39 protein-coding genes are annotated in these 24871 nt (G+C 53.5%); 29 read left to right on the top strand and 10 right to left on the bottom strand.

The features are described 5' to 3' along the window. The first annotated feature begins 216 nt into the window (after positions 1-216). From HCG48_RS06180 to HCG48_RS06155, 6 genes are all read left to right on the top strand, one after another. A complete protein-coding gene (locus HCG48_RS06180; RefSeq protein ID WP_168568362.1) occupies positions 217-822 on the top strand; it encodes a hypothetical protein in 606 nt (201 codons plus the stop codon). After that, on the top strand, positions 752-1003 hold the full coding sequence (locus HCG48_RS06175) for an SWEET family sugar transporter (RefSeq protein WP_168568361.1): 252 nt from the start codon (positions 752-754) through the stop codon (positions 1001-1003). The genes HCG48_RS06180 and HCG48_RS06175 overlap by 71 nt, the downstream gene beginning before the upstream one ends. 44 nt (positions 1004-1047) lie before the next feature. Beyond that, positions 1048-2679 (top strand): B12-binding domain-containing radical SAM protein, encoded by a 1632-nt coding sequence (locus tag HCG48_RS06170; RefSeq protein ID WP_168568360.1) that lies wholly within the window; start codon positions 1048-1050, stop codon positions 2677-2679. Between the two features lie 410 nt (positions 2680-3089). Further along, on the top strand, positions 3090-3356 hold the full coding sequence (locus HCG48_RS06165) for a hypothetical protein (RefSeq protein WP_168568359.1): 267 nt from the start codon (positions 3090-3092) through the stop codon (positions 3354-3356). Between the two features lie 138 nt (positions 3357-3494). Further along, the gene (locus HCG48_RS06160) at positions 3495-3683 is read left to right on the top strand and encodes a CPXCG motif-containing cysteine-rich protein (protein WP_168571773.1); all 189 of its coding nucleotides are present in this window, start codon (positions 3495-3497) and stop codon (positions 3681-3683) included. A gap of 164 nt (positions 3684-3847) precedes the next feature. Continuing rightward, positions 3848-4306 (top strand): SRPBCC family protein, encoded by a 459-nt coding sequence (locus HCG48_RS06155; RefSeq protein ID WP_168568358.1) that lies wholly within the window; start codon positions 3848-3850, stop codon positions 4304-4306. Between the two features lie 102 nt (positions 4307-4408). Here the strand turns inward: HCG48_RS06155 and HCG48_RS06150 are convergent, their stop codons facing one another. From HCG48_RS06150 to HCG48_RS06105, 10 genes are all read right to left on the bottom strand, one after another. Continuing rightward, positions 4409-4618 (bottom strand): hypothetical protein, encoded by a 210-nt coding sequence (locus tag HCG48_RS06150; RefSeq protein ID WP_168568357.1) that lies wholly within the window; start codon positions 4616-4618, stop codon positions 4409-4411. Between the two features lie 255 nt (positions 4619-4873). After that, complete coding sequence (locus HCG48_RS06145) at positions 4874-5374, bottom strand: TIGR00725 family protein (protein WP_168568356.1); 501 nt, start codon at positions 5372-5374, stop codon at positions 4874-4876. Positions 5375-5500: 126 nt separating this feature from the next. Further along, positions 5501-7261 (bottom strand): R3H domain-containing nucleic acid-binding protein, encoded by a 1761-nt coding sequence (locus HCG48_RS06140; protein WP_168568355.1) that lies wholly within the window; start codon positions 7259-7261, stop codon positions 5501-5503. A gap of 129 nt (positions 7262-7390) precedes the next feature. Further along, positions 7391-8563, bottom strand: coding sequence for a circadian clock protein LdpA (ldpA, locus tag HCG48_RS06135; RefSeq protein WP_210437185.1), 1173 nt, complete (start codon positions 8561-8563; stop codon positions 7391-7393). A gap of 200 nt (positions 8564-8763) precedes the next feature. After that, positions 8764-9294, bottom strand: coding sequence for a salt stress protein, Slr1339 family (locus HCG48_RS06130; RefSeq protein ID WP_168568354.1), 531 nt, complete (start codon positions 9292-9294; stop codon positions 8764-8766). 77 nt (positions 9295-9371) lie between these two features. After that, the gene (locus HCG48_RS06125; RefSeq protein WP_168568353.1) at positions 9372-9974 is read right to left on the bottom strand and encodes a vWA domain-containing protein; all 603 of its coding nucleotides are present in this window, start codon (positions 9972-9974) and stop codon (positions 9372-9374) included. Positions 9975-10180: 206 nt separating this feature from the next. After that, entirely contained in the window at positions 10181-10786 is a 606-nt protein-coding gene (locus tag HCG48_RS06120; protein ID WP_168568352.1) for a vWA domain-containing protein, read from the bottom strand. A gap of 96 nt (positions 10787-10882) precedes the next feature. Beyond that, positions 10883-11338, bottom strand: coding sequence for an NAD(P)H-quinone oxidoreductase subunit N (ndhN, locus tag HCG48_RS06115; protein WP_168568351.1), 456 nt, complete (start codon positions 11336-11338; stop codon positions 10883-10885). Between the two features lie 27 nt (positions 11339-11365). Then, on the bottom strand, positions 11366-11644 hold the full coding sequence (locus HCG48_RS06110) for a hypothetical protein (protein ID WP_168568350.1): 279 nt from the start codon (positions 11642-11644) through the stop codon (positions 11366-11368). 205 nt (positions 11645-11849) lie between these two features. Further along, positions 11850-12047, bottom strand: coding sequence for a hypothetical protein (locus HCG48_RS06105; protein WP_168568349.1), 198 nt, complete (start codon positions 12045-12047; stop codon positions 11850-11852). A 132-nt stretch (positions 12048-12179) separates the two neighbouring features. Here HCG48_RS06105 and rplC point away from each other — a divergent pair, with 132 nt between their 5' ends. The 23 genes from rplC to rpsM all read left to right on the top strand — a co-directional run bounded on the left by rplC (position 12180) and on the right by rpsM (position 24782). Beyond that, the gene (gene rplC / locus HCG48_RS06100; RefSeq protein ID WP_168568348.1) at positions 12180-12815 is read left to right on the top strand and encodes a 50S ribosomal protein L3; all 636 of its coding nucleotides are present in this window, start codon (positions 12180-12182) and stop codon (positions 12813-12815) included. 122 nt (positions 12816-12937) lie between these two features. Continuing rightward, positions 12938-13570, top strand: coding sequence for a 50S ribosomal protein L4 (gene rplD, locus HCG48_RS06095; RefSeq protein WP_168568347.1), 633 nt, complete (start codon positions 12938-12940; stop codon positions 13568-13570). Then, positions 13563-13871, top strand: coding sequence for a 50S ribosomal protein L23 (locus HCG48_RS06090; protein ID WP_168568346.1), 309 nt, complete (start codon positions 13563-13565; stop codon positions 13869-13871). Before rplD ends, HCG48_RS06090 begins: the two co-directional genes overlap by 8 nt. 102 nt (positions 13872-13973) lie before the next feature. Next, entirely contained in the window at positions 13974-14837 is an 864-nt protein-coding gene (gene rplB / locus HCG48_RS06085) for a 50S ribosomal protein L2 (protein ID WP_168568345.1), read from the top strand. A 126-nt stretch (positions 14838-14963) separates the two neighbouring features. Further along, the gene (gene rpsS / locus HCG48_RS06080) at positions 14964-15242 is read left to right on the top strand and encodes a 30S ribosomal protein S19 (protein ID WP_168568344.1); all 279 of its coding nucleotides are present in this window, start codon (positions 14964-14966) and stop codon (positions 15240-15242) included. 85 nt (positions 15243-15327) lie between these two features. Next, positions 15328-15690 (top strand): 50S ribosomal protein L22, encoded by a 363-nt coding sequence (gene rplV, locus HCG48_RS06075; RefSeq protein ID WP_168568343.1) that lies wholly within the window; start codon positions 15328-15330, stop codon positions 15688-15690. A gap of 60 nt (positions 15691-15750) precedes the next feature. After that, positions 15751-16482 carry a 30S ribosomal protein S3 gene (rpsC, locus tag HCG48_RS06070; protein WP_168568342.1) on the top strand — a complete coding sequence of 244 codons (732 nt, stop codon included), beginning with the start codon at positions 15751-15753 and terminating at the stop codon, positions 16480-16482. Between the two features lie 90 nt (positions 16483-16572). Then, on the top strand, positions 16573-16992 hold the full coding sequence (gene rplP, locus HCG48_RS06065; protein WP_168568341.1) for a 50S ribosomal protein L16: 420 nt from the start codon (positions 16573-16575) through the stop codon (positions 16990-16992). Positions 16993-16995: 3 nt separating this feature from the next. Continuing rightward, a complete protein-coding gene (gene rpmC, locus HCG48_RS06060) occupies positions 16996-17244 on the top strand; it encodes a 50S ribosomal protein L29 (RefSeq protein WP_168568340.1) in 249 nt (82 codons plus the stop codon). Positions 17245-17256: 12 nt separating this feature from the next. Then, positions 17257-17508 (top strand): 30S ribosomal protein S17, encoded by a 252-nt coding sequence (gene rpsQ / locus HCG48_RS06055; protein WP_168568339.1) that lies wholly within the window; start codon positions 17257-17259, stop codon positions 17506-17508. A 19-nt stretch (positions 17509-17527) separates the two neighbouring features. After that, positions 17528-17893 (top strand): 50S ribosomal protein L14, encoded by a 366-nt coding sequence (gene rplN, locus HCG48_RS06050; RefSeq protein ID WP_168568338.1) that lies wholly within the window; start codon positions 17528-17530, stop codon positions 17891-17893. Beyond that, the gene (rplX, locus tag HCG48_RS06045; protein ID WP_210437184.1) at positions 17893-18252 is read left to right on the top strand and encodes a 50S ribosomal protein L24; all 360 of its coding nucleotides are present in this window, start codon (positions 17893-17895) and stop codon (positions 18250-18252) included. The genes rplN and rplX overlap by 1 nt, the downstream gene beginning before the upstream one ends. 121 nt (positions 18253-18373) lie before the next feature. Continuing rightward, positions 18374-18919, top strand: a complete 546-nt coding sequence (rplE, locus tag HCG48_RS06040) for a 50S ribosomal protein L5 (RefSeq protein WP_168568337.1) — start codon at positions 18374-18376, stop codon at positions 18917-18919. Positions 18920-18940: 21 nt separating this feature from the next. After that, entirely contained in the window at positions 18941-19342 is a 402-nt protein-coding gene (rpsH, locus tag HCG48_RS06035) for a 30S ribosomal protein S8 (protein WP_168568336.1), read from the top strand. 98 nt (positions 19343-19440) lie between these two features. Further along, on the top strand, positions 19441-19980 hold the full coding sequence (gene rplF, locus HCG48_RS06030; RefSeq protein ID WP_168568335.1) for a 50S ribosomal protein L6: 540 nt from the start codon (positions 19441-19443) through the stop codon (positions 19978-19980). A gap of 3 nt (positions 19981-19983) precedes the next feature. Continuing rightward, positions 19984-20346, top strand: coding sequence for a 50S ribosomal protein L18 (rplR, locus tag HCG48_RS06025; RefSeq protein ID WP_168568334.1), 363 nt, complete (start codon positions 19984-19986; stop codon positions 20344-20346). Between the two features lie 203 nt (positions 20347-20549). Continuing rightward, positions 20550-21074, top strand: a complete 525-nt coding sequence (gene rpsE, locus HCG48_RS06020) for a 30S ribosomal protein S5 (RefSeq protein WP_168568333.1) — start codon at positions 20550-20552, stop codon at positions 21072-21074. Positions 21075-21164: 90 nt separating this feature from the next. Then, positions 21165-21632: a 50S ribosomal protein L15 gene (rplO, locus tag HCG48_RS06015; RefSeq protein ID WP_168568332.1), complete on the top strand. Its 468-nt coding sequence runs from the start codon at positions 21165-21167 to the stop codon at positions 21630-21632. Between the two features lie 65 nt (positions 21633-21697). Continuing rightward, on the top strand, positions 21698-23011 hold the full coding sequence (gene secY / locus HCG48_RS06010; protein WP_168568331.1) for a preprotein translocase subunit SecY: 1314 nt from the start codon (positions 21698-21700) through the stop codon (positions 23009-23011). Then, entirely contained in the window at positions 23011-23565 is a 555-nt protein-coding gene (locus HCG48_RS06005) for an adenylate kinase (protein WP_168568330.1), read from the top strand. Before secY ends, HCG48_RS06005 begins: the two co-directional genes overlap by 1 nt. Positions 23566-23809: 244 nt before the next feature. Further along, a complete protein-coding gene (gene infA / locus HCG48_RS06000) occupies positions 23810-24034 on the top strand; it encodes a translation initiation factor IF-1 (RefSeq protein ID WP_008191178.1) in 225 nt (74 codons plus the stop codon). 100 nt (positions 24035-24134) lie between these two features. Beyond that, positions 24135-24248, top strand: coding sequence for a 50S ribosomal protein L36 (gene rpmJ / locus HCG48_RS05995; RefSeq protein ID WP_012593611.1), 114 nt, complete (start codon positions 24135-24137; stop codon positions 24246-24248). A 150-nt stretch (positions 24249-24398) separates the two neighbouring features. Next, positions 24399-24782: a 30S ribosomal protein S13 gene (gene rpsM, locus HCG48_RS05990; protein ID WP_168568329.1), complete on the top strand. Its 384-nt coding sequence runs from the start codon at positions 24399-24401 to the stop codon at positions 24780-24782. Positions 24783-24871 lie beyond the last annotated feature (89 nt).

Below are 24871 nucleotides of genomic sequence, written 5' to 3'. Positions count from 1 at the left end.
TAAGCATTTTTAACACCTAAATAGGTGTAAGATTGATGGGTTTTAGGGACACGGAATTGCCGTGTCCCTACAGAAATTTGGCGAATTGCTAAAGTCAAAATGGGATTCAAAAGATTTACAAATACTATATAATTTTCAGATAACTTGACAGTGAAAAACTAATTTTTTTAAGCCGATCGACGATCGATTGACAAAAAATCCACTACAGTAAATCTTATGACTCTAAAACCTTGCCGGGAATGCGAACGAGAAGTGAGTACGGAAGCGATCGCCTGTCCCCATTGTGGCGCGCCTTATCCGACCCAATCCCATTGGAAAGGTCCCGGATTTGAATGGCGATCTGAGGCGACGTTGTGGGGGTATCCGTTAGTTCATATTGCCTTCGGTCGCAACGGTCGCGGCGGTCTGCGAGTGGCGAAAGGTATCGTCGCTATCGGACAATTTGGGATCGGCGCGATCGCGATCGCTCAATTTGGGATCGGCTTTTTATTCAGTTTCGGACAAGTTACATTCGGCGCGATCGCGATCGCGCAAGTCGCCGCAGGGGTATTATTTGGAATGGGACAAGTGGCGACTGGATACGAGGCGATCGGTCAGTGGACATTCGATCGCTCTTCTTGGTCTGCGATCGAGTCTAATTCTCAAAGCAAATTCATCGACAAGTCTACAAATTTGTTCGATCTAGTTTCGCCACCACGGACAAACTTCGATCTTGTAAATACGACCCCTCACTCCCGTTCTCTATTCGCTTATGATAGTAACCTTTCTCGGATTACTCGCCGGAACGTTAACGACGATTTCTTTTCTTCCCCAAGTCATTAAAACCTGGAAAAGTAAATCGGCTAAAGACGTTTCTTTAGAAATGTTTTTAATCTTCTGCTCTGGAGTATTTCTCTGGATCGTTTACGGTATTTTAGTCGGCGATACTCCCGTAATTGTCGCTAATTTTGTTACTTTTATTTTAGCTTCGACAATCTTATGGCTTAAACTAAAATATAGATAACCTTTCCTATCGATCGCACCGTTCCTTTACCTCTAAAATTGCCCGTGACTTCTACCGTTTTTGATGCCGAACGCCTCTTATTTACTCCTGCCATTCCCGACGCCGATGCGATTGAGCTTATCTATGCTTTTCCTAACGACTACAGCATCGGAATTACCAGTCTCGGCTATCAAATTGTCTGGTCTACTCTCGCCAGTCGTCAAGATGTCGCCGTTTCCCGCCTCTTTTTAGACCTCCACGAACCTTTACCGACGACCCCGGAATTGTTCGGATTTTCCGTATCTTGGGAATTAGATTATGTCAACATTCTCGGTCTGTTAGAATCGCTCAATATCCCCATTCGTGCGAGCGATCGCGGCGCCGGAGATCCGCTAATTTTTGGCGGCGGTCCGGTCTTGACCGCCAATCCCGAACCCTTCGCCGACTTTTTCGACCTCATCCTCCTCGGCGACGGCGAAAACCTCCTCAACGCATTCGTCGAAGCTTACAAAACCGTGCGATCGCGCGATCGGGCCAGTCAATTGCGCACTTTAGCACGAGTTCCCGGCATTTACGTGCCTAGTTTATATCAAGTGACCTACGATCGCCCGGACGGTGCGATCGCCGCGATCGAACCCGTCGATCCTGACATCCCCGAACGCATCGCCAAGCAAACCTATCGCGGAAATACCCTGTCCGTCTCTCCCGTGGTCACGGAAAAAGCCGCCTGGCCCGATATTTTTATGGTCGAGGTGGTCCGTAGTTGTCCGGAAATGTGCCGTTTTTGCCTCGCCAGCTATCTCACTTTGCCGTTTAGAACTGCCAGTGTAGATGCTTCTCTCATTCCGGCGATCGAGCGTGGATTGACCGTCACCCGGCGTATCGGCTTACTCGGCGCGTCGGTCACCCAACATCCGGAGTTTTCTCACTTACTCGACTATCTCTGTCAGCCCCAATTTGACGACGTGCGCCTCAGTATTGCGTCCGTCCGCACGAATACGGTCACCGAACAACTCGCACGAACCCTCGCGCAACGGGGAACGAAATCTCTCACGATTGCCGTCGAAAGTGGCAGCGATCGCGTGCGAAAAATTATTAATAAAAAACTGGAAAACTCGGAAATAATCGACGCCGCCATTAACGCCAAAGCAGGAGGATTGAAAGGCTTAAAACTCTATGGAATGGCGGGAATTCCAGGAGAAGAAGCCGAAGATTTAGAAGCGACGGTCGAGATGATGCGATCGCTCAAAAAAGCCGCGCCGGGTTTGCAACTGACCCTCGGATGCAGCACCTTTGTCCCTAAAGCGCACACGCCGTTTCAATGGTTTGGGGTCAACTCCGAGGCGAAAAAGCGCTTGAAGACATTACAAAAAGAATTGGGACGGTTAAAGATCGATTTTCGTCCTGAAAGTTATAACTGGTCCGTGATTCAAGCCTTGATTTCGCGAGGCGATCGGCGCGTCTCCCACTTGTTAGAATTAGTCCGTCATTATGGCGATTCTCTCGGGAGTTATCGCCGTGCATTTAAAGAATTGCACGGACAACTCCCAGACCTCGACTTTTACGTTCGCGAGAACTGGGATTTAAACCAAATCCTCCCCTGGAATCATCTTGACGGTCCGTTACCTGTAGCCACCTTGAAAAAACATCTCGACGAAGCAAGTCGTTATTTTCCCGCTTCTACAAAGGTTCGCTAATTTAACTGCGGCGAGGGGAAAGATCAAAGAAGATAAAAGAGGAGTAATATATATTTAAATTTGACGATTCGATCGAGTTGAATTCACCTGTCATGTGTTCGATCCAATCCACGAAGTCCTCGATCCCAGAACCGATCGCAATCGTCATCTTCTCCTCAATTCCTATAATGGACATTCTCAAAAGAAGGTGTTACAACGAAAGGGTCATCTACGTGAAGGGTCAGACCCCTTATTAGGCGATGAAACTTGCAAAATCTGGGATCCTTTTATTCCTCAGCTCTGTTACCTTGCTGTCCTTAACCTCTGTGGTTCGTGGAGTAGAACCGAGTTTAAAACCGTATAATAGTCTAAACAAACAAATCGATTCAGAATCCCTAAGGCGTGCTAGACAATTTTGTGGCAATCGCGAAATGAGAGTGGAAGGATATTTTGAGACGAAGAATTTTTTCATACACCTTTGCTACGATAGCAATAACGATATTTGGTATTATGGAATCGCTAAAGGTTCGGAAGCTGAAGCGATCGGTCCGTTGTACACTTATACGGAAGAAGGAACGGGTTATGTCGTCGAAAATGGGGACTATACTTACATCGTTACCGGATTGAGCTTGAGTATTTACGAAGGGAATAAGTTGCTACAGGAAGAGCCTGTGATTAACAGTCACCACCGCGAATAATCAAGGGTGAAAGATTACAGAGTAACAATTTTTCTCATCGGTGCGGTTGTTGATGGGGATGCAAGCGGCGATCGCATTCATTCCTTTGAGGACTTTTAACCCGTTAAAATGGTAAAAGATCTCTCTACTGTTATAAAAATGGACAATACCGCCGAATATTGTTGCGCGTACTGCGGCGAATCGAATGCGACGTTTATCGACTTCAGCGCCGGAACCCATCAATCTTATGTAGAAGACTGTCAAGTTTGCTGTCAGCCGAATATTTTATATGTTCGTATCGATGAAGATACCCTCGATATCGAGATCGATAGCGCACCGGAAAGTTAACCGTTTATGAGTTTTATTGCAATTGTTAATTGGAGGGTGTTAATGGGGGGGATTCTGGCTGATATGAGAACGAGCGATCGCCTCGGGTTAACGGATAAGTTTGACAAGTTCTACCGACCCGAAACATAACCCTAAAACATAACCATAAAACTTACACTACAGTTATGCTGCATTTCGAGTATTCATCTTTAATTAATGCTCCAGTAGAGACGGTCTGGAAATTCCACGAACGTCCCGATATTTTAGATATTTTAACGCCTCCGTGGCAGCCCGTGCGGGTCGTGCGGCGCGATCGCGGGTTGGAGGTCGGGTCGATCTCGGAATTTCTAATTTTTCTCGGTCCGTTTCCCGTTCGCTGGGTCGCACGTCATACCGCCTGCGAAACCCACCGCCTGTTTGTGGACGAACAACAAAGCGGACCGATGGAATTTTGGATGCACCGCCACGAATTTAGTGCGGAAAATGGGAAAACTCGACTCACCGACGCGATTGAATATGCAATTCCGGGGGGATGGTGGAGCGAATTATTATTGGGTTGGTGGGTCGAATCTCGACTTCGGGACATGTTTCGCTACCGTCACGAAGTCACCCAACGGGAATGCGAAAAATTAACAGAAATTTGAGGGGGAGAATAAGTATTTTTACCGTACCCCCGATCTTAAAACAGTGAAAAAGCGGACATTTTGCCCGCTTTTTACATGCTTTTTCCGATCGCGATCGTCGAGTTACTTCACTGCACGAGCGTTCATGGTTTCGTGCTGATGTTCTTCGTGTCGTCGTTGTTCGACTAGCAATTCCCGCGCTTCTTCATCGGTATTTCCTTGACTGGATTGATGAATCTCTTGAGTGGCGCGACGGGTCATCGATTCGTGTTGGTGTTCTTGTTGGAGTCTTTGTTCTGCCAGTTTTTCCCGCGCTAGTTCTTCCGCATTCATAGGGATTTTCTCCAATTCAGTTTTTATTTGTAATCTTACTGTGACATAATTCGGGTCAAAAGATAGCAAAAATAACAGATTTTTTGAAAAAAGTTACGATCGCCTCCCGCCGAGGCCGATCGCCGCTCTGGGAACGGACGGGGATCGATGCATTAATTATATTTTTTCAATGCAATTCATTTAAATTTGAGAATCGTTTTTTATCGGGCAATTGATGAATATTTTTTCATGCATTCAAAAAGTATATAAACCGATTTACTCGAAGCGATCGACGATCGCCCGTACCTGCGCGATCGCCGCTTCCACGGAATCGACCACGATCGCCCGTTGCGGCGACAAACTTTGAAAAAATTGCTGACTTTCGGGACGGTCGTTAAGTATAATTACCTTTTTATTCGCTTTCAACGCCAGGGCAATTTCCGACGCCGTCCCCGGACCCATCCCGCAGGCGATCGTCACGTCGCTGGCTAAGACATTGATATTGTTGCGGGCGCTTCCCATGCCCGTTGGAATGGCGATATCCACCGCCTCGGAAACCCCCCAGCGATCGTCCGTCGGCAAAATCCCCACGGTCAAGCCTCCCGCGCTTTTGGCGCCCCGATTTGCCGCATCCATGACGCCGACGTTGCGCCCTCCACTAATCAAAACCCAGCCGTGGCGGGCGATCTCGGCGCCGAGTCGGTAGGCGCGATCGCAGTCGAGTTTCGTCGCACCCAACCCCGGCCCCATAATCCCGATCGCAATTTTGCTCCCCATTTTTAACCTCGATCGTCTCCTTCAAATCAGCGCATCCGGCGGTCAATCCCACAAACAAAAGCCCGTTATCTTATGTAACGAGCTTTTGTGAGTTGTTGGCACAGTGAGAAACGCGAGCGATTGGCTTCACGCCGGATAAATCCGTAGGCGGCGGTTGGGTTCGTCGCCGAAACTGCACGATTTCAGACGATAATGTTCGACGAGTTCGTGCTGCATTTTGCGAACTTTGGGCGATCGTGGCAGCAATTCCACGGGTTGTCCTTTCGGTAGCACGATTTGCTCGACCGCCAAGCGCGCTTCTTCCAGGGCTTCGATCTCGTCTTCGCTACCACTTTGCGAAAACAAGCTCAAATCCGTGACTTCCTCCAGCGCATCCCCATCCATATGCAGCAATCGCTTGAGGGCGTGAGTAATTTGAGGAATGCTGCTGGCTTTAATCGTATAGATCGGGAGTTGGCGATTTTTCGCCATTTGGCGCAATTTCGAGTGATTTTTGACGTGCGATCGCAGGGCCAAGACGGCATCGGCGCCGTCGATATCCTTCGTCGTCACCACGGGTAACGATAACGTCCGGATGACGCGATCGAGTTGGTGGCGACTGACTGCGTAAGTGTAAACGTGAAGCGGTAAATCCTCGCCATTCGGCCCGCTTGCGCCCATCGCGAACTCGTCATCGACCCCCCGGGACCTTTCGCCTCGGTAGGATTGCGAATAAAGCGATTCTTCGAGCATCTGCTCGAACGATTTATGTTCGCTGCCGAGTTCGCGATCGCGGCGCCCCGGGCGATCGCCCCGATTTTGCATTGGCAGCGCCTTCATCTGGCCCGACGCGCGCCACCCGGTAGCGCCAAAGGGAGGCGCCGCCACTGTGGGCAGTCCTTGGGGTTGGGGCAGTTCGCGGGTAATCGTCACCTTCCCGGTTTCGCTAATCGTGCGGATTTGCGGCGTCGGTTGGCGACCGCGCAACAAGCAATCCACCGTTTCCGCGACATTCTCGTGAACGACCCAGCGCTGACGCTCGATCATTTCCACCGCCACCTCGAACGTCGGCGGTGCCTTGCGTTCGAGTACGGTTTTCTGAGACCCGCGCCGTCGCGCTTCGTCGTCGCCCAAGGTCACCGACTGGATGCCCCCCACGAGGTCGGAAAGGGTCGGGTTTTTGATTAAATTTTCGATTTGATTGCCGTGGGCCGTTCCCACCAGTTGCACGCCGCGTTCGGCGATCGTGCGCGCCGCCAGGGCTTCGAGTTCGGTTCCGATTTCGTCGATTACGATCACTTCCGGCATGTGGTTTTCCACCGCCTCGATCATGACCTTATGTTGCTGTTCCGGCGTCGCCACTTGCATCCGGCGCGATCGCCCGATCGCCGGATGGGGGATGTCGCCGTCCCCGGCAATTTCGTTCGACGTATCGATAATCACCACCCGTTTGTGCAGATCGTCGGCGAGAACTCGCGCAATTTCGCGCAAGGCCGTCGTTTTTCCCACTCCCGGGCGTCCTAGCATCAAAATCGACTGACCCCGCTCGACTAAATCGCGAATCGTGCCGATCGTGCCGAATACCGCACGTCCCACCCGCAAGGTCAAGCCGATAATTTCTCCCTGGCGGTTCCGCATGGCGCTAATCCGGTGCAGGGTTTGTTCGATTCCGGCGCGGTTGTCGCCACTGAATTCGCCGACTCGTGCGATGCAGTAGTTGAGATCGTTGCGAGAGACCGGGAGATCGGATAAATATTTGGCGCCTTCGGGAAAGCGCGCTTCCGGAATACGACCCAAATCCATGACCACCTCAACCAAGCTGCCCAATTGCTCCTGCTGTTCTAAGGGAGTGCGAATGCTTTCGGGCAGAATGTCGAGCAGTTGATTGAGGTCGTCGGTAATCTGCATCCTTCCTAAATCGACGTTCTCCATGGACCCTGGCGATTCGGCTGGATTGTTTGGGTTGATGGGTTCAATTCCCTCTGGTTTCACCATAGATTGAGTGATGTCAATGAGCAGTAAATAAAGGAACGGTCGTTAGCTCTCCAATGGAGCAGATGGTTTCCGGGTCATCGTCGCATCGATCGCAGGAGTGTAGTTGTTTGTAGTATTTTGTAATTGTATAGGAATTTTGAGTGGGGAAACCAGGGAATCCGCTAAATTCACCGCTTCGCGCAGTAAATCGGGCTGCTGTTCCAACGGCATGACTTCGGGGGTCTGCGTCCCGTCGGCGATTTCGAGTTGGTCTAATACGGGAGCGAGTAAGGCGCGGGCGTAGCTGCCGTAGGCAATTCCGGCGATTGCTTGCTTATCGGCGCCGGAAGTGGTGCGCAACAAGCCTTCTTGCTGGAGTTTGGCGACCGTATGGTGATTGGTACCCCCCGCGAGCTGCACGTACCCCGGTAAGTCCGCCGCCAGCACTTTGCGGGCAAATTTAACGGCGGCGTGGGTGGTTCCGGCGCCAATATCGCCACTCATGGGGCGACCGTCGGTTTGCCAAATCAGGGGACACGGAAGTGGCGCGATCGCCGCGTACAGCGATCGCAGGTAATCGATCGACCCTTCAGCGTCCGGGCAGCTAATCGCTAACACCTGCAGTCGGTTGACTTTCGGCGCGATCGCCCCCCACAGCCGTTTGAAATCCTCCAACCGTCCGACTTGGGTATGAATTTCGATCGCGTCGATCCCACTGTCGAGAATCAGTTGGGCGATCGTCCCCGGCGCCACCACGTAGGACCGGGTGACGATCTGGCCGATCGGACAAACGGGCAGACAGCGCCCGCAGCCATAACACAGCTCGTCAATCACCCCGGATCGCGACGACTCGAAGCGGATCGCCCGCGCCGGACAAATCCGCTCGCACGGGCGCGGACAATCCGACGGACAAATCGCCGGGTTAAATTCAGCTTTTCTAAAATGCGGATCTTCGCCGTCGTTCAAACTCGCCATCAACAAAGGACGACGGAGGTTTCCCCCGATCCCCAGGCGATCGCCTCGCGCTGCGGCGACCTCTAGCGCCGCCTCAATGCCTTGTTTGGCTGCCGCAATGACGGCTGGATCGGCTGCAACATCAATGCAGTCAGCCCCCACCAGGGTATAAGCCAGAGCAAGATTTCGCACCGCCGGAAGGTGTCCGAAACTCGCACCGCAGATCAGTTTGAACCAGTGGCCTTGACTGAGCGCCTTCAAAGGAGAGTTAACGTGGATCACCCCTATATGCTAATGCGACTCTTGCAAAATTGGGAGGTAAAAATTGAGATTCCCATCAGTCTCGACAAGCGCCTCCCGTTCGCCTCGATCCCCCGATTTACCGAGTTTTCTCCATATCTAGCGATCGCCCCCTCCCGGAACCCCCAAATCTAGAGCAGCACGGCACGTGCTACGCCTTCCGATGGGGTTTCACTCCGATTTCACTCCGATTTTTGTTCGAGGGCTTCGAGATAGTCGATCGCCGCTTCCAGCCGCGAGGCATACCCTTCGGCAAACTGCCCGAACCAAAAGCCCTCATCGGAATACGGATCGAGTTGTTTTAACCACTCCTGCGCCTTTTTCGCTACCTTTTGGCGCTGTTGCTCCCGGCGCCGTCGTTCTTCCTCCGCACGCTCCCGTTCGGCGCGTTCGTGTTCTTCTCGTTCCAGGCGATCGCGCCCTTCAAACTCTTCCTTGACCCCCGTCAGCAACTCGTCAAACGAACCCGACCCTTGCGGGGAACGGCTCTGACTCGGGGAACCTTGCCAACCCGTCGGCGCCCTCCCGGAGGTTTTGCCCTCCACCTCGATCTGTGCGAGCAGGTTGTCGATCGAACCCGTATTTTGCGGCGTACTCGCAGCTTTAGCCTCCTGTTTTGGAGGTGTAGGAGTGCTTTCGGGCGTTGCTGGCGGCCCACTCGGGTCGTACTCACTTTTTACTTTGGCCAGCAGCTTATCAATTTCGTCAGTCATGGCGGGGTCTTGGCGCGCAACTGGGGGCGATTTCACCCCCAGTTTCCATGATAAAACCGAATTACATCGGCGATCGCCTAATCGGAGATCGCGTTAAGCAAGACTTCCGAAAGGGTCAGATCTTCCATGTCGTCGATCGCGATCGTATCGACAATATCGAATTTCGCTCCCACCCCCTCTAATTCGTCGTCCAACGCTTTTAAAAACCGCGTCGCACTCGGGTCGGCGCCGACTTGAATTAAAGAAATCGCCAATTCTTCATCGCGATCGAGTTGGCGAGATGCTTCGACGATAACTTTCATCACCGCTTTGCGATCGTCCGGTTCGCCATCGGTGACCACTAAGATCGTTTCCCCTTCTTTGATCTGTCCCGCCTGTTTGCGCGCCAAGAAATTATCTAACGCATCTTTGAGTACCCCCGCCAAGTCCGTGCGACCCATCGGTTCGTTTTCTTGGAAAATTTGCGAAACTTTGGCCGAAGTGACATTATCGTAGCGTTTGAAACGGCTCGAAAACAGGTAAACGGTAATGCCGTCCGGGTCTATTTGTTCGCATTTCGCCGCCAGGGCAAAGGTAGACTCTTGTGCAGCTTGCCAGCGATTGGGACCGCCCGGGCGATCGACGGTCATCATGCTGCCACTTTTATCAATAATCAAAGTGTAATCGCGATTTTCTAGCATAATGTGATATGTTTCCTCCTCTATTATTCTTATTGTGGCAATGGTCTAATTTGGCTGGGGTTCGGTTGGCACCCCCCGGCGATCGCCCCGAATACCGAACAGGTCAGAGTTTTGATGGGGGGTAAACCGCATCGAAGCGCGCCCGACCGGGTTCGATTCGGGGTCGAAAACGTAGCGACGCCGCCCAATCGAACCCGGCTGGAGGATTAATCGACGATCGCATTCATCAGCACTTCGGTCAGGGTCATATCTCCCATATCGTCGATCGTCACCGTATCGACAATATCGAATTTCGCCCCCGCCCCTTGCAAGGCGTCGTCGAGTGCTTTGAGAAATTCCGTGGCTTGGCGATCGTTTCCTACTTGGATAAAGGAAATCGCGAGTTCTTCGTCGCGATCGATCTGGCGCGACGCTTCGACGATAACTTTCATGACCGCTTTGCGATCGTCCGGTTCGCCGTCGGTGATCGCTAAAAAGGTCTCGCCGTTGGGTTTGGTCTGTCCCGCCGCTTTACGTTTGAAATAATCTTTGAGTGCGTCTTCGAGAACCCCCGCCAAATCGGTGCGTCCGGACGGTTCGTTTTCCTGGAAAACTTGCGAAACTTTCGCCGACGTCACGTTATCGTAGCGTTTGAATCGGCTGGAAAACAGATAAACGGTAATGCCGTCGGGATCGAACTCCTCACATTTGCGCGCCAAAGCGAGAGTGGATTCCTGGGCAGCTTGCCAGCGCGTCTGGCTTCCCGGTTGGTCGGCCACGGACATACTACCGCTTTTGTCGATAATTAGAGTATAGTCACGATTTTCAAGCACGATCGCTTCTCCTAAACTATCTGGTGAGAGAGGGAAGGCTCAGCCGCATCCGGACGCGCCTGAGCTTGGGGATTCGACTCCGATCGACGGGTCAATTTAGGCCGAGACTAACAGATCGGTTAAGGGCGTCCACCGGAATTGGCGATCGCCACCCACTTCAACAGTGACTTTCACTTTGGGTTCGAGTTGCGGCAACTTGGTCAGATATTCGATTTCTTGGCGCGACAGCATCCCCCCTTCGAGTATCCACAGCACTAAGCCTTTGGAATTGGCGCTCAAGTGTTCGAGGTTGTAACTGACCATCGGCGGGACGAAATAGGTGCGGATTTCTTTTTTGCCCAAGTGAGGCGGACGGACGCCGTGAACCCCGGTCAGGTACATGGCCACGTCTCCGAGTCCTCTCGCCGTAATCGCCATCATGTCGTAGCCACTCGCACGCAGGCGTCGTTGATATCGCCCCTCGAATCCTCCTTCTAAAGGAACGTAGAGGGCTAGGGATCCGTGTTGTTCCAGATCGCGCATTAAGGGCTTGCCTGTGGTAATCAAGGCCATAAAGTTTTAGTCCTCAAAGATCTGCTGCTATAAGGGTTTGCGCTTGAGCGAGTTGAGCTCGTCGAGTGAGTCGTCACACTCGGGTTGGCTGAGAATGTCGAGGGGAAGATTCCTCGATCGGGTCGCACTGATACCGCCACCGTCTTCATCTGCCCGAAATGCTCGGGCGGCGAACCCAACCCGCTCAATTTCTGCAAAAGCTTCAAAAAGTATAACTTCCTCTTCCCCCTTCGGGCGATCGAATTCATCCCGCCGCGCCCTCGGGCGATCGCCCGGAAATAATAAATTGCTCGGGAGTCTGGACAAGTGTCAACAGATTGTCTATAGTATTAAATTGTCGCCAAAAATGAGTCCAAGCTACTGACTTGAAAGAACTAACCTCTCTCGTAGAGGTGATGTCCGGGCTAGGCGCGATCGGCTCCCCGAACGGTGAAGGGAGATCGACCGTTTCCCAGCGCTACTGCAAGTTCAGAAAGGCCGAGCGACGAAGCCGTCGAAGCAACCGACGTCCTTAGTTCGAGCGCAGGTCTTCCCTAGCCTGTCGTTTGGTCTCATCAACGGATACTAAATTCAACCCCGTCAACCGAGACGCCGTTGGGTTTAAGTCCTCAGCGACAACAGGCAACGATAGAGCAATGGCTCTCCCGTCGGAGAGTTTTGACGTCAGCCAACTCAATCCGTCAATCACTTCGAGACCGAGGTCTCTCATAAGAAGCGGGAGAAGGGTTCTCGGGAGGTTTGGCGTGCAAATTGCGATCGAAGCTATTGGATTTGCCCAGGCTCTCCAGTCCGAGCGAATCCAATCGTACTGTAGTGCGTAAGTAGGAGAGACCATACACCCGTGTCTGTCGGTATTCTCGGCACTAAATTAGGCATGACCCAAGTGTTTGACGAAGATGGCAAAGCCATCCCCGTAACCGTCATTCAAGCCGGGCCATGCACGGTGACCCAAATCAAAACCAAAGAAACAGATGGCTACGAAGCCGTACAAATCGGTTACGGCGAAGTGTCCACCAAAGCCATCAACAAACCCGAACTCGGCCACCTGGTCAAGTCCAGCGCGCCTCCCCTGCGCCACTTGTGCGAGTATCGCCAAGATCCGAGCGACTTCGAGCTCGGCCAGCAGGTAGACGTGGGACACTTCGAGCCGGGTCAACTGGTGGACGTCAGTGGGAAAAGTATCGGTCGGGGGTTTGCCGGATATCAAAAACGGCATAACTTCAAACGCGGACCGATGTCTCACGGTTCTAAAAACCATCGCTTACCCGGTTCCACCGGAGCGGGAACCACCCCCGGGCGGGTTTATCCCGGCAAGCGCATGGCGGGTCGTCTCGGAGGCAAACAGGTAACCATCCGTAAGTTGACCGTCGTTCGCATCGATACCGAGCGCAACTTGATCCTGGTTAAAGGTGCAGTTCCCGGTAAACCCGGTGCTTTGTTGAACATCAAACCCGCCAATATCGTGGGGGGAGCGTAACCGGAGAGTCAGGGAGAGGCGTTAGCACTGCTGCTTGCGCCGCAATCTAGAGGAACGATTCGCCTGACTCCTCAGATGTAACTGACCCATCAACGTTCAATAAGACACGGGAATAGAAAGACATGGTTAACTGTACAGTCAAAAATTGGGACGGCCAACAAGTCGGAGAAGCCAGCATCGAGTTGGCGGTAGCGAAAGAAGAAACGGCAGCACACGTCGTCCACCGGGCCGTGCGCCGTCAAATGTGCAACGCCCGTCAGGGGACGGCTTCCACGAAAACCCGATCGGAAGTCAGAGGCGGGGGTAGAAAACCCTGGCGTCAGAAAGGAACCGGACGCGCCCGCGCGGGTTCGATCCGATCGCCCTTATGGCGGGGCGGCGGTGTCATCTTCGGCCCCAAACCGAGAGATTACCGCATCAAAATGAACCGTAAAGAACGGCGACTCGCCCTGAGAACGGCGCTGATGAGTCGGGCCGAAGCATTGGTCGTCGTCGAAGATTTTGGCAGCAAACTGTCGCGACCCAAAACCAAAGAGTTAATGGGCGCCCTGAATCGTTGGGGAGTGGAACCCGGCGAAAAAGTCCTGCTGATCTTGTGCGAACGCGAGCAAAACATTTATTTATCCGCGCGCAACGTCCCCACAATCCGCATGGTCGGCGCTGACAAATTAAATGTTTACGACCTGCTTTTAGCTGACAAGATCGTCATCACCCCGGCGGGTCTAGAGAAAATTCAGGAGGTTTACAGTGACTAAACATGAAACTCGCGATCTCGCCGATCTGATCCTCCGTCCGATTCTCAGCGAAAAAGCAACGATTTTGATGGAGCAGAACAAATACATGTTTGACGTCGTGCCCAAAGCGACCAAACCTGAAATCAAGGCGGCGATCGAATATTTGTTCGACGTTAAAGTCACGAGCGTCAACACCCAACACCTGCCCCCGAAAAAGCGTAGAGTCGGTCGATTTGTCGGCTACAAAGCTCACTACAAACGGGCGATCGTCACCTTAGCCCCCGAAGATTCGTTGCAACCCGTCTTCTTCCCCGAAGTGTAGAGATCGGCTCGCTCCCTTGAGTCCAACCCGGGAACGCCCCGGGCGATCGGCATCAGACCGGGAAACTCACGCCAACGACCACTGTTACCGAGAATCTAAGCTATGGGCATCCGTTCTTATCGGCCATACACTCCAAGCACCCGCCAACACAGCGTTTCGGACTTTGCGGAAGTCACCCGCAACGACCCCGAAAAGTCCCTGACGACCTCCAAGCACCGCAAAAAAGGCCGCAACAACCGAGGCGTCATCACCTGTCGGCATCGTGGGGGCGGTCACAAACGTCTCTATAGAATTATCGACTTCCGGCGCGACAAGCGGGATATCCCGGCCAAAGTAGCGCAGATCGAATACGATCCCAACCGCAATGCTCGCATTGCCCTGCTGCATTACCGAGACGGCGAAAAACGCTACATCTTGCATCCCAACGGCCTGCAAGTCGGCAGCGAAGTGATCGCCGGATCCGAATCTCCCCTCGAAGTCGGGAACGCCTTACCCCTGGCCAACATTCCCCTCGGCACCAGCGTTCACAACGTCGAACTCGTTCCCGGAAAAGGCGGTCAGATCGTCCGTGCTGCCGGAACCAGCGCCCAAGTCGTGGCCAAAGAAGGCAACTTCGTCACCCTCAAGTTACCTTCCACGGAAGTTCGCCTGATCCGTCGCGAATGCTACGCCACCATCGGCCAAGTCGGCAATGCCGACCACCGCAATATCAGTCTCGGTAAAGCCGGACGGACGCGCTGGAAAGGCCGTCGCCCGCAAGTCCGAGGCAGCGTGATGAACCCCGTCGATCACCCCCACGGTGGTGGGGAAGGGCGCGCCCCGATCGGCAGAAGTGGCCCGGTTACTCCTTGGGGTAAACCCGCATTGGGTGCCAAAACCCGCAAGAAACGCAAGCTCAGCGACGCTTACATCGTCCGCCGCCGCCGTCGTTCCTCGAAACGGGGTAAAGGCGGTCGCGATTCCTAAGCTCACGGGTCAGACCGACCCCGATCGCCCCTTACAGAGGGTCGAGCAGGTCGCCCAGGCCAACTTTCCGGGGTCAGTCCGAATCGGGAACTCTATCAGTCATTCAGCCGCAACCGTTCTAAAACTATGGGTCGTTCTCTTAAAAAAGGTCCTTTCGTCGCCGACCATTTGCTGCGAAAGGTTGAAATTTTGAATGATAAAGGCGAAAAGCAAGTGATCAAAACTTGGTCGCGCGCTTCGACGATCATTCCTCAAATGGTGGGGCATACGATCGCCGTTCACAACGGACGCCAGCACGTTCCTATTTACATCAGCGAACAAATGGTCGGACATAAATTAGGCGAATTTGCGCCGACCCGAACCTTCCGGGGACATGCAAAAAGTGATAAAAAGTCCCGCCGCTAACTAAACGGTTGAGCGTCCTCCCCTCCCGACCTCGTGTAGGGAGTCCGGGACGAACAGCCCCAGGCCAAGGACACAGGAGAAAAGTATGGCGATTGATACCACCCAAGAAGTCAAAGCGATCGCGCGCTACGTTCCCATGTCTCCCTACAAGGTACGTCGCGTCCTCGATCAAATTCGCGGTCGTTCCTATCGCGAAGCCCTGATCTTGCTCGAATTCATGCCCTATCGCGCCTGCGACCCGATCCGCAAAACTCTGCGATCGGCAGCCGCCAACGCCGAACATAACGAGGGCTTAGATCCGGCAACGTTAATGGTTTCGACAGCATTTGCCGACCAAGGCCCGAGCTTGAAACGCTACCGCCCTCGCGCTCAAGGCCGCGCCTACATGATTCGCAAACCCACCTGTCACATTACCGTCGCCGTCGCTCCCGAACAAAGCGACAACTAAAGCGACCCCAGCCGGGAAGTCGCCGCACCTAATCAGTGAATTTCTAGAGGACGCACATCTGTGGGACAAAAAATTCATCCAATAGGCTTTCGCATCGGTGTAACCCAAGAGCATCGCTCTCGTTGGTTTGCCGACAGCAAGCGCTATCCCGAAATCCTCCAAGAGGATTACGAGATTCGCGAATACGTCCGCAAAACCCTCAGCAACGCGGGCATTTCTGAAGTTCGCATCGAACGCAAAGCCGATCAAATCGATTTAGAAGTTCGCACCGCCCGTCCCGGCGTCGTCGTCGGTCGCGGCGGCACCGGAATCGAATCCTTGCGAACCGGACTCCAAGACCTGCTCGGCGGCAGCAACCGCCAGATTCGCATCAACGTCGTCGAAGTCGCCCGCGTCGATGCCGACGCCACCTTGATCGCCGAGTACATCGCCAGCCAACTCGAACGGCGGGTTTCCTTCCGTCGCGTCGTCCGCCAAGCGATCCAGCGCGCTCAAAAAGCAGGCGTTGAAGGCATTAAAGTCCAAGTGAGCGGTCGGCTCAACGGCGCCGAAATCGCCCGCACCGAATGGACCCGCGAAGGTCGAGTTCCCCTGCATACCCTGCGCGCGGATATCGATTATTCCTACCGCACCGCTCGGACGATTTACGGCATCCTCGGCGTCAAAGTGTGGATCTTCAAGGGAGAAATTATTCCCGGACAAGAAGAAATCCCCAACCCCGCCGTCGGCCAACCCCGCCGCCGTCAACAAAGACGCCGCCAGCAATTTGAAGACCGCTCGAACGATTCCTAACGGTTGAATCGTAGCGACGATCGACGAGCGACAGGCAACCTTTTGCCATTCAAGAGCCAACCGTAAGCAAATAAGGACAAAAAAGCAATCATGTTAAGTCCTAGAAGAACGAAATTCCGCAAACAACAACGCGGGCGGATGAGGGGTCTGGCTACCCGAGGCAACAAAATTAATTTTGGCGATTTTGCCCTGCAATCGACCGAGCCAGCCTGGATTACCTCGCGTCAAATCGAGGCCGGACGTCGGGCCATGACCCGCTACATCCGCCGGGGTGGGAAAATCTGGATTCGCGTTTTCCCCGACAAACCCGTGACCATGCGTCCGGCAGAAACCCGGATGGGTTCCGGAAAAGGATCCCCGGAATATTGGGTGGCGGTCGTCAAACCCGGTCGCATTCTGTTTGAGATCGGTGGGGTTCCCGAAGCCACCGCCCGGGAAGCCATGCGCTTGGCGGCTAACAAGCTGCCGATTAAGACGAAGTTCATCTCGCGCGAAGGGGAGCAATCGTAAATCATGTCTTTTCCCAAGATTTCTGAGGTCAGAGAACTCAGTGATGAAGCTTTGGCTGAAGAGATTGCATCGGTCAAGCGCGAGCTGTTCCAGTTGCGTCTCAAGAAAGCCACGGGCCAACTAGAAGGCACCCATCACTTCAAACATCTCAAACACAAGTTGGCGCAAATGCTGACGGTAGAAGGTGAGAGACAAAGACAGGCCGCGTCTTCTTCCGAAGCTTCGTCAACGACCGAGTCACAAGCAGAATAAGAGTAGGGTCACATGGCAGTAAAAGAAAGAGTCGGCGTCGTCGTCAGCGACAAGATGAATAAAACCGTCGTCGTTGCCGTTGAAAACCGTGCCGCCCACTCCAAGTACGGAAAAATCGTCGTTCAAACGAAGCGGTATAAAGCGCACGACGAAGACAATCAGTGTAAAGAGGGCGATCGCGTCCGCATCCAGGAAACTCGCCCCCTCAGCCGTACCAAACGCTGGAAAGTCATCGAGATTCTCACGAGCGCCGCCGAGGTCTAAGCAAAAGGGAGTAGGGAACGTGATTCAACAAGAATCGATGCTCAATGTTGCCGATAATAGCGGTGCAAAGCGCTTGCAATGCATTCGCGTCTTAGGAGGCAACCGTCGTTATGCAGGTGTTGGCGACATCGTGATCGCCGTCGTCAAAGATGCCATCCCCAACATGGCCATCAAAAAGTCCGATATCGTGCGTGCCGTGATCGTAAGGACTCGCAAAGGCTTGCGCCGCGAAAGTGGCATGAGTATTCGCTTTGACGACAACGCGGCAGTCATCATCAACCAAGATGGCAATCCTAGAGGAACCCGGGTATTTGGTCCGGTGGCTCGCGAACTGCGCGATAAAAACTTCACCAAAATTGTGTCCTTAGCTCCGGAGGTACTCTGATGCCTAAATATAAAAGTAGCAAAGGCAAACCGTCCGCCAGCTACAAAATGCACGTCAAACAAGGCGACACCGTGCAAGTGATTGCAGGTCGAGATAAAGGGAAAGTCGGCGAAATTCTCAAAGCTATTCCCAAGACCAGCAAGGTGATCGTCCAAGGAGTGAACGTTCGTACCCGCCACGTCAAACCCCGCCAAGAGGGAGAATCCGGTCGGATCGAAACCTTTGAAGCTCCCATCCACAGCTCCAACGTGATGCTGTATTCCACTAAAAAAGAGGTGGCCAGTCGGATTTGCTACACCTTCAACGACGAAGGTAAAAAAGTCCGCATGCTCAAGAAAACTGGGGAAATTATCGATTGATTTCCCGCCTCTTTTTCGGAAGTTATCGGCCAAGCATCAATCGGCCAAGCTGCCCAATCTGGCACGTAATCCCTCGTATCAATTCCCTGACCAAGACCAGGGAACTAGGATGTAGTCTGTCATGACACAATCACTCAAATCTCTCTATCAAGAAACGATCGTTCCCAAGCTGATGGAACAATTCAACTATGAGAATATCCATCAGGTTCCCAAACTCGTAAAGGTTACGGTTAACCGAGGGTTGGGTGAAGCGTCGCAAAATGCGAAAGCGCTCGAATCCTCGATTAATGAAATCGCTACCATTACCGGACAAAAACCCGTCGTCACCCGCGCGAAAAAGGCGATCGCCGGGTTCAAGCTCCGCCAAGGAATGCCCGTAGGCGTGATGGTCACCCTCCGAGGGGATCGCATGTATTCCTTCCTGACCCGCCTCATCAATCTGGCTCTGCCTCGGATCCGCGACTTTCGTGGAGTGAGTCCCAAAAGCTTTGACGGTCGCGGAAATTACACCTTGGGTTTGCGAGAGCAATTGATCTTTCCGGAAATCGACTACGACGGCATCGATCAAATCCGTGGGATGGACATTACGATCGTCACCACCGCAAACACAGACGAAGAGGGCCGCGCCTTGCTCAAAGAAATGGGTATGCCGTTCTGGAATCGCTAGCAAGGTATTAAGGAGGAAATAATGGCGGCAAACGATACAATTGCAGACATGCTGACGCGCATCCGCAATGCCAGTCTGGCGCGGCATCAAACCACGCAAGTTCCATCGACTCGCATGACTCGCGCGATCGCCGAAGTGCTCAAAGCCGAAGGCTTTATTGGCGACTACGAAGAGACTGGCGAAGGCATCAAAAAAATGCTGGCGATCTCTTTGAAATACAAAGGGAAAAACCGACAGCCGATTATCACGGCGTTAAAACGAGTGAGCAAACCCGGATTGAGAGTGTACTCCAACCGGAAAGAACTCCCCCGAGTTTTAGGCGGTATTGGTATTGCGATCGTCTCGACGTCCTCGGGAATCATGACCGATAGAGAAGCCCGTCACAAGGGCATTGGTGGGGAAGTGCTTTGTTATGTCTGGTAATCGGCGAGTCCGTCGGTGACTCTCGATTTCAACCGGATCGGCGATCGCCCCAGCGCGATCCATCCCAGACCCAAGACAAATGACAAAGGAGCATTGTTATGTCGCGAATTGGCAAGCGCCCCATCCAAATTCCCAATAAAGTAGAAATCGCCGTTGACGGGCAACAAGTCTCGGTCAAAGGCCCCAAAGGCCAACTCTCTAGAGTCCTTCCCGCCGAAGTGATCGTCGAACTCGACGGCGAAACCGTCAGCGTTAAAAGACGGGACGAATCCCGCGTCGCCAGACAACGACACGGACTGAGCCGAACCTTAGTCGCCAACATGGTCGAAGGCGTTTCTCAAGGATTCCAAAAGCGCCTGCAAATCCAAGGCGTCGGTTACCGCGCCCAAGTCCAAGGTCGCAACTTAATTCTCAACGTCGGCTACAGCAAACCTGTTGAAATCAATCCTCCAGAAGGGATTAACGTGCAGGTCGAAAACAACACCGAAGTCATCGTGAGCGGCATCGACAAAGAAGTCGTCGGCAACACCGCCGCCAAGATTCGCGATGTTCGTCCCCCCGAACCTTACAAAGGTAAAGGCATTCGCTATGCAGGCGAGCAAGTCAGACGTAAAGCTGGGAAAGCAGGGAAAAAATAGACTATGAAGCTGACTCGAAAAGAATCGATCCGGCGTCGGCATCGCCGGGTACGTCGCAAGGTATCGGGCACCTCCGAACGGCCTCGCTTAGTCATCTTTCGATCCAACCAACATATTTACGCTCAAGTGATCGACGATACCAAGCATCACACCTTGGCTGCCGCCTCGACCTTGGATCCCGCACTCAAAGAGACTTTGAAATCCGGTGCCACCTGTGAAGCTTCTGCCGCCGTGGGCAAACTCGTCGCCCAGCGCGCCGTAGAACAAGGCATCCAAAAGGTCGTTTTCGATCGCGGCGGCAACCTCTACCACGGACGGGTCAAATCTTTAGCCGAAGCCGCGCGGGAAGCTGGGCTGGACTTCTAGGCGATCGTCGCCTACCGTCCGCACGCGAGCGCCACTCTCCAGAAGCGCGAGCGGCGGCAAGCCTCCCTCTCCACCCCCGTGGGGCGAAGGCACGAAGTCCGCAAGAGCGACCCCTGGCTAGAAGGGTCTTTTGCCAACCATCAGCCCTTCTCTCATCCCCCCGAGGGAGCGAACCACAGACGAAGGACAAAGGAAAAAAAATCATGGCGGATCGTCGCAAAAAAACTAATCGCAATCGTGACAAAGACACGGATTGGCAAGAGCGGGTCGTCCAGATCCGCCGCGTCACCAAAGTCGTTAAAGGCGGTAAAAAACTCAGCTTCCGTGCCATTGTCGTCGTCGGTAACGAACGCGGCCAAGTCGGCGTCGGCGTCGGTAAAGCCGGAGACGTCATCAGTGCCGTCAAAAAAGGCGTAGCCGACGCCAAAAAGCACCTGGTCGAAGTTCCCATGAACCGCGCCAACTCCATTCCGCACCCCACTCAAGGTCAAGGGGGTGGCGCCAAAGTGATCATGAGACCCGCCGCCCCAGGGACCGGGGTAATTGCCGGGGGCGCCGTGCGTACCGTCCTCGAACTCGCAGGCGTGCGTAACATCTTGGCCAAACAGCTCGGTTCGAGCAACCCGCTCAACAACGCCCGGGCAGCCATTAACGCCCTCGCCAGTCTGCGCCGCTTCTCCGAAGTGGCCGAAGAACGCGGCATTGCTATTGAAAAACTTTACGCTTAGAGCCTTGGAGTCCGAACTACATTCCTCCAAAGCATTCACCCCTAGAGTCGTTCGCCAGACACCCTTGTAGAGATCGTCAGGTAGAAAATTATGAGATTAAATGATGCTGTACCCCAAAAGGGGTCTAAAAAGCGGCGGCGTCGCTTAGGTCGGGGCATTTCTGCAGGTCAAGGCGCCAGTTGCGGCAAGGGAATGCGCGGGCAGAAATCTCGTTCCGGCGGCAGTACCCGTCCCGGTTTTGAAGGCGGACAACTGCCTCTATACCGTCGGTTGCCGAAACTCAAGCACTTTACGGTCATCAATCGCAAACATTACACTACGATTAACGTAGGCCAGTTGGCATCTTTAGCCGCCAACAGCGAAGTCACCTTAGCTTCCTTGTTAGAAAACGGTCTCGTGACAACCGACGACGGGCCGCTCAAAATCCTAGGCGACGGCGAACTCAACGTGGCTCTCACGGTGAAAGCGGCTGCCTTTACCGCCAATGCCCGCCGCAAAATCGAGGCAGTTGGTGGGAGTTGTCACGTGCTAGATGCCAGCGCCAAAGCGGAAAGTTAAAAAGCGCCCGTCGCTTTCACTTTGATTGATACGCCGCTGCAACTATTACGTAGAGGTACTCCTTAATGGTCGTTAGTCGAGACAAAGCGCCAACCCCTCAGGAGACTTTCATGCAGATGGCTCAAGCAGCTGGCCTTCGAGGTCGGCTGCTTCTGACCATTGGTATGCTGGTTTTGGTTCGTTTGGGCGTCTGGATCCCCGTACCGGGCATCGATCGCCAAGCCTTCCAAAACAACATCAGCGACAGTCCCCTGATCGGTTTTTTAGATCTGTTTTCTGGTGGGGGGTTGCGAGCCTTGGGGATTTTTGCCCTGGGGATCCTACCTTACATTAACGCCTCCATTATCATGCAGTTATTGACTGCGGCCCTTCCGAGTCTCGAAGACTTGCAAAAAAATGAAGGGGAAGCCGGACGGCGGAAAATTTCTCAAATCACCCGTTACGTCGCCCTGGCGTGGGCGTTGCTCCAAAGTACGGGGATTGCCATTTGGGTGAGCGCTTTCGCCGAAACACCCAATCCCGGCTTTTTGTTTTACGCCGAAACCGCTCTCGCCCTCACTGCAGGCTCGATGTTCGTCATGTGGGTGTCGGAGTCGATTACCGAACGGGGCGTGGGGAACGGCGCGTCTTTATTGATTTTTATCAATATTGTGGCGGTGTTGCCGAAATCTCTCGGAGATACGGTAGCCCTGGCCCAGAGTGGCGATCGCGACATCATCGGTCGGGTCATTATCTTGCTGCTCGTCTTTTTGATCACGATCGTCGGCATCGTCTTCGTACAAGAAGGAAGCCGACGCATTCCCATTATCTCCGCCCGCCGTCAAGTCGGTCGCAAGCTCTATCGGGAACGCACCAGCTACCTCCCCTTACGCTTGAACCAAGGCGGCGTCATGCCGATTATCTTTGCCTCGGCGGTGTTAATTCTGCCCGGTTCTTTAGCGCAATTTACCAATAACAACATTTTCATCTCCGTCGCTCAATATCTCAGCCCGAGCGGTCCGACTCCTTGGCTGTACGTTGCTTTTTACCTGCTCTTGATTTTGTTTTTCAGCTATTTCTACGCCTCGTTGATTATCAACCCCGTGGATATGGCTCAGAATTTGAAGAAAATGGGAGCGAGTATTCCTGGAATCCGCCCCGGACGGGCGACGAGCGAGTATGTAGAACGGGTGCTCAATCGGTTGACTTTTTTAGGGGCAGTCTTCCTCGGTTTGGTGGCGATCGTGCCGACTGCCGTGGAAAGTGCCACCCGGGTTCCGACGTTTCAAGGGTTGGGGGCGACCTCTCTGCTCATTCTAGTCGGCGTGGCGATCGATACGGCCAAACAAATCCAAACTTACGTCATTTCGCAACGCTATGAAGGAATGGTGAAACAATAGTGACCCGATTAATTTTTTTAGGCCCGCCGGGAGCGGGTAAAGGTACGCAAGCCAAACAATTGGCGGATTTTTGCAAGATTCCCCATATTTCTACGGGGGATCTGTTGCGCGACGCGGTCGCCCGCCAAACGGAGTTGGGCAATCGAGCGAAAGGATATATGGATCGCGGCGAATTAGTCCCGGACGACCTGTTACTCGATATGGTTCGCGATCGCCTCGCCGAAGAAGATGCCCAAAATGGGTGGATCCTCGACGGCTTCCCTCGCAATGTCGCTCAGGCCGATTTTTTAGACAAGCTGCTCGCAGACATTCACCAGGAATGCGATTGCGCTGTCAATTTGGACGTTCCCGACTCGATTTTAGTTGAACGGTTGTTGGGTCGCGGTCGCCAAGATGACAATGAGGAAACGATTCGCCGCCGTTTGGAAGTCTACCGCGAGCAAACCGCTCCGGTGATCGAGTATTACAGCCAGCACGACCTGCTCGTGTCTCTCGACGGCGATCGCGACGTCGAAGCGGTCACGGAATCTCTCAAACAAGCCGTCCTGTCTTAGGCGCTCGGCACCCTTCGACCTGGGGCTTTCCCCTCGGGGTTTACCCAGCTCCCATCTCCGTCGGAGTTGGCGATCGCTGGCGTAACTCCCCCGGGGAATCGCAACCGCGTCGCCAGGTCTTTTTGCTAAGATCTGTTAAGAAGTCGCAGCCGAACGGCGCCCCCGGCGACTCTGAACCCGGGTTCGCCCCTGAGAAATAGACTTCTATTTTTTAAAGTTGTAGCACGAACGAGGTAAAAGTCACTTGGCTAAGCAAGATCTGATCGAAATGGAAGGTACGGTGACCGAATCCCTGCCTAACGCCATGTTCCGCGTCGATCTCGACAACGGATTTAACGTTCTCGCCCATATTTCCGGTAAAATTCGGCGGAACTATATCAAAATTCTACCCGGCGATCGCGTCAAAGTCGAACTGACCCCTTACGACTTAACCAAAGGTCGAATTACGTACCGATTGCGGAAAAAATAAACCCCTCCAGCCGCCAGCGATGAATATTAAAGCCCACTCATTTTGTCAGCTTGCAGAAAAATTGATATAATATGAAGTTTGTAGCGCTGCTCAAATCGGCATGAAAGTTAGAGCCTCTGTCAAGAAAATGTGCGAAAAATGCCGCGTCATCCGTCGGCGCGGTCGGGTAATGGTCATTTGTTCTAACCCGAAACACAAGCAACGTCAAGGTTAACCCCATCGGTCAGCACCGTTGGGTTGACCTCCAACTCCCGGGCGAACCCGGGTCGATTCGCTGCCTCGGCGTGCAGCGCGCCTCTGGCGGACGCGATCGTTCGACAGAAGCACCTTCAGATTAGCAACACGGAAAAGGGAGTAAACAAGCGTGGCAAGGATTGCCGGAGTAGATCTACCTCGTGACAAACGAGTTGAAATAGGTCTGCGTTACATCTACGGAATTGGGCCGACGAGAGCCAAAGAAATTATCGCCAAGACAGGTGTCAACCCCGACACCCGCGTCAAAGACCTCAGCGATGCCGACGTAGCCGCCCTCAGAGAAGCGGTAGAAACCAACTATCAGGTCGAAGGGGACCTGCGGCGTTGGGAGACGATGAACATCAAACGCCTGATGGACATCGGCACCTACCGAGGACGCCGCCATCGCATGGGTCTACCCGTTCGCGGACAGCGAACCCGCACCAATGCCAGAACCCGCCGGGGCGCCCGTCGAACCGTTGCCGGGAAAAAGAAAGCCCCTGGCAAGAAATAATCTGTTTGACAGGTATCGGTGGGCTGTGTCGAATCTCATGTCAAAGCCGACCGCTCCGAGCATTCAATTAACCACTCCGTCTAAGAGAC

This window comes from Oxynema aestuarii AP17 (assembly GCF_012295525.1).
Lineage (GTDB): Bacteria > Cyanobacteriota > Cyanobacteriia > Cyanobacteriales > Laspinemataceae > Oxynema > Oxynema aestuarii.
This window is presented reverse-complemented; position numbering and strand designations above follow the sequence as displayed.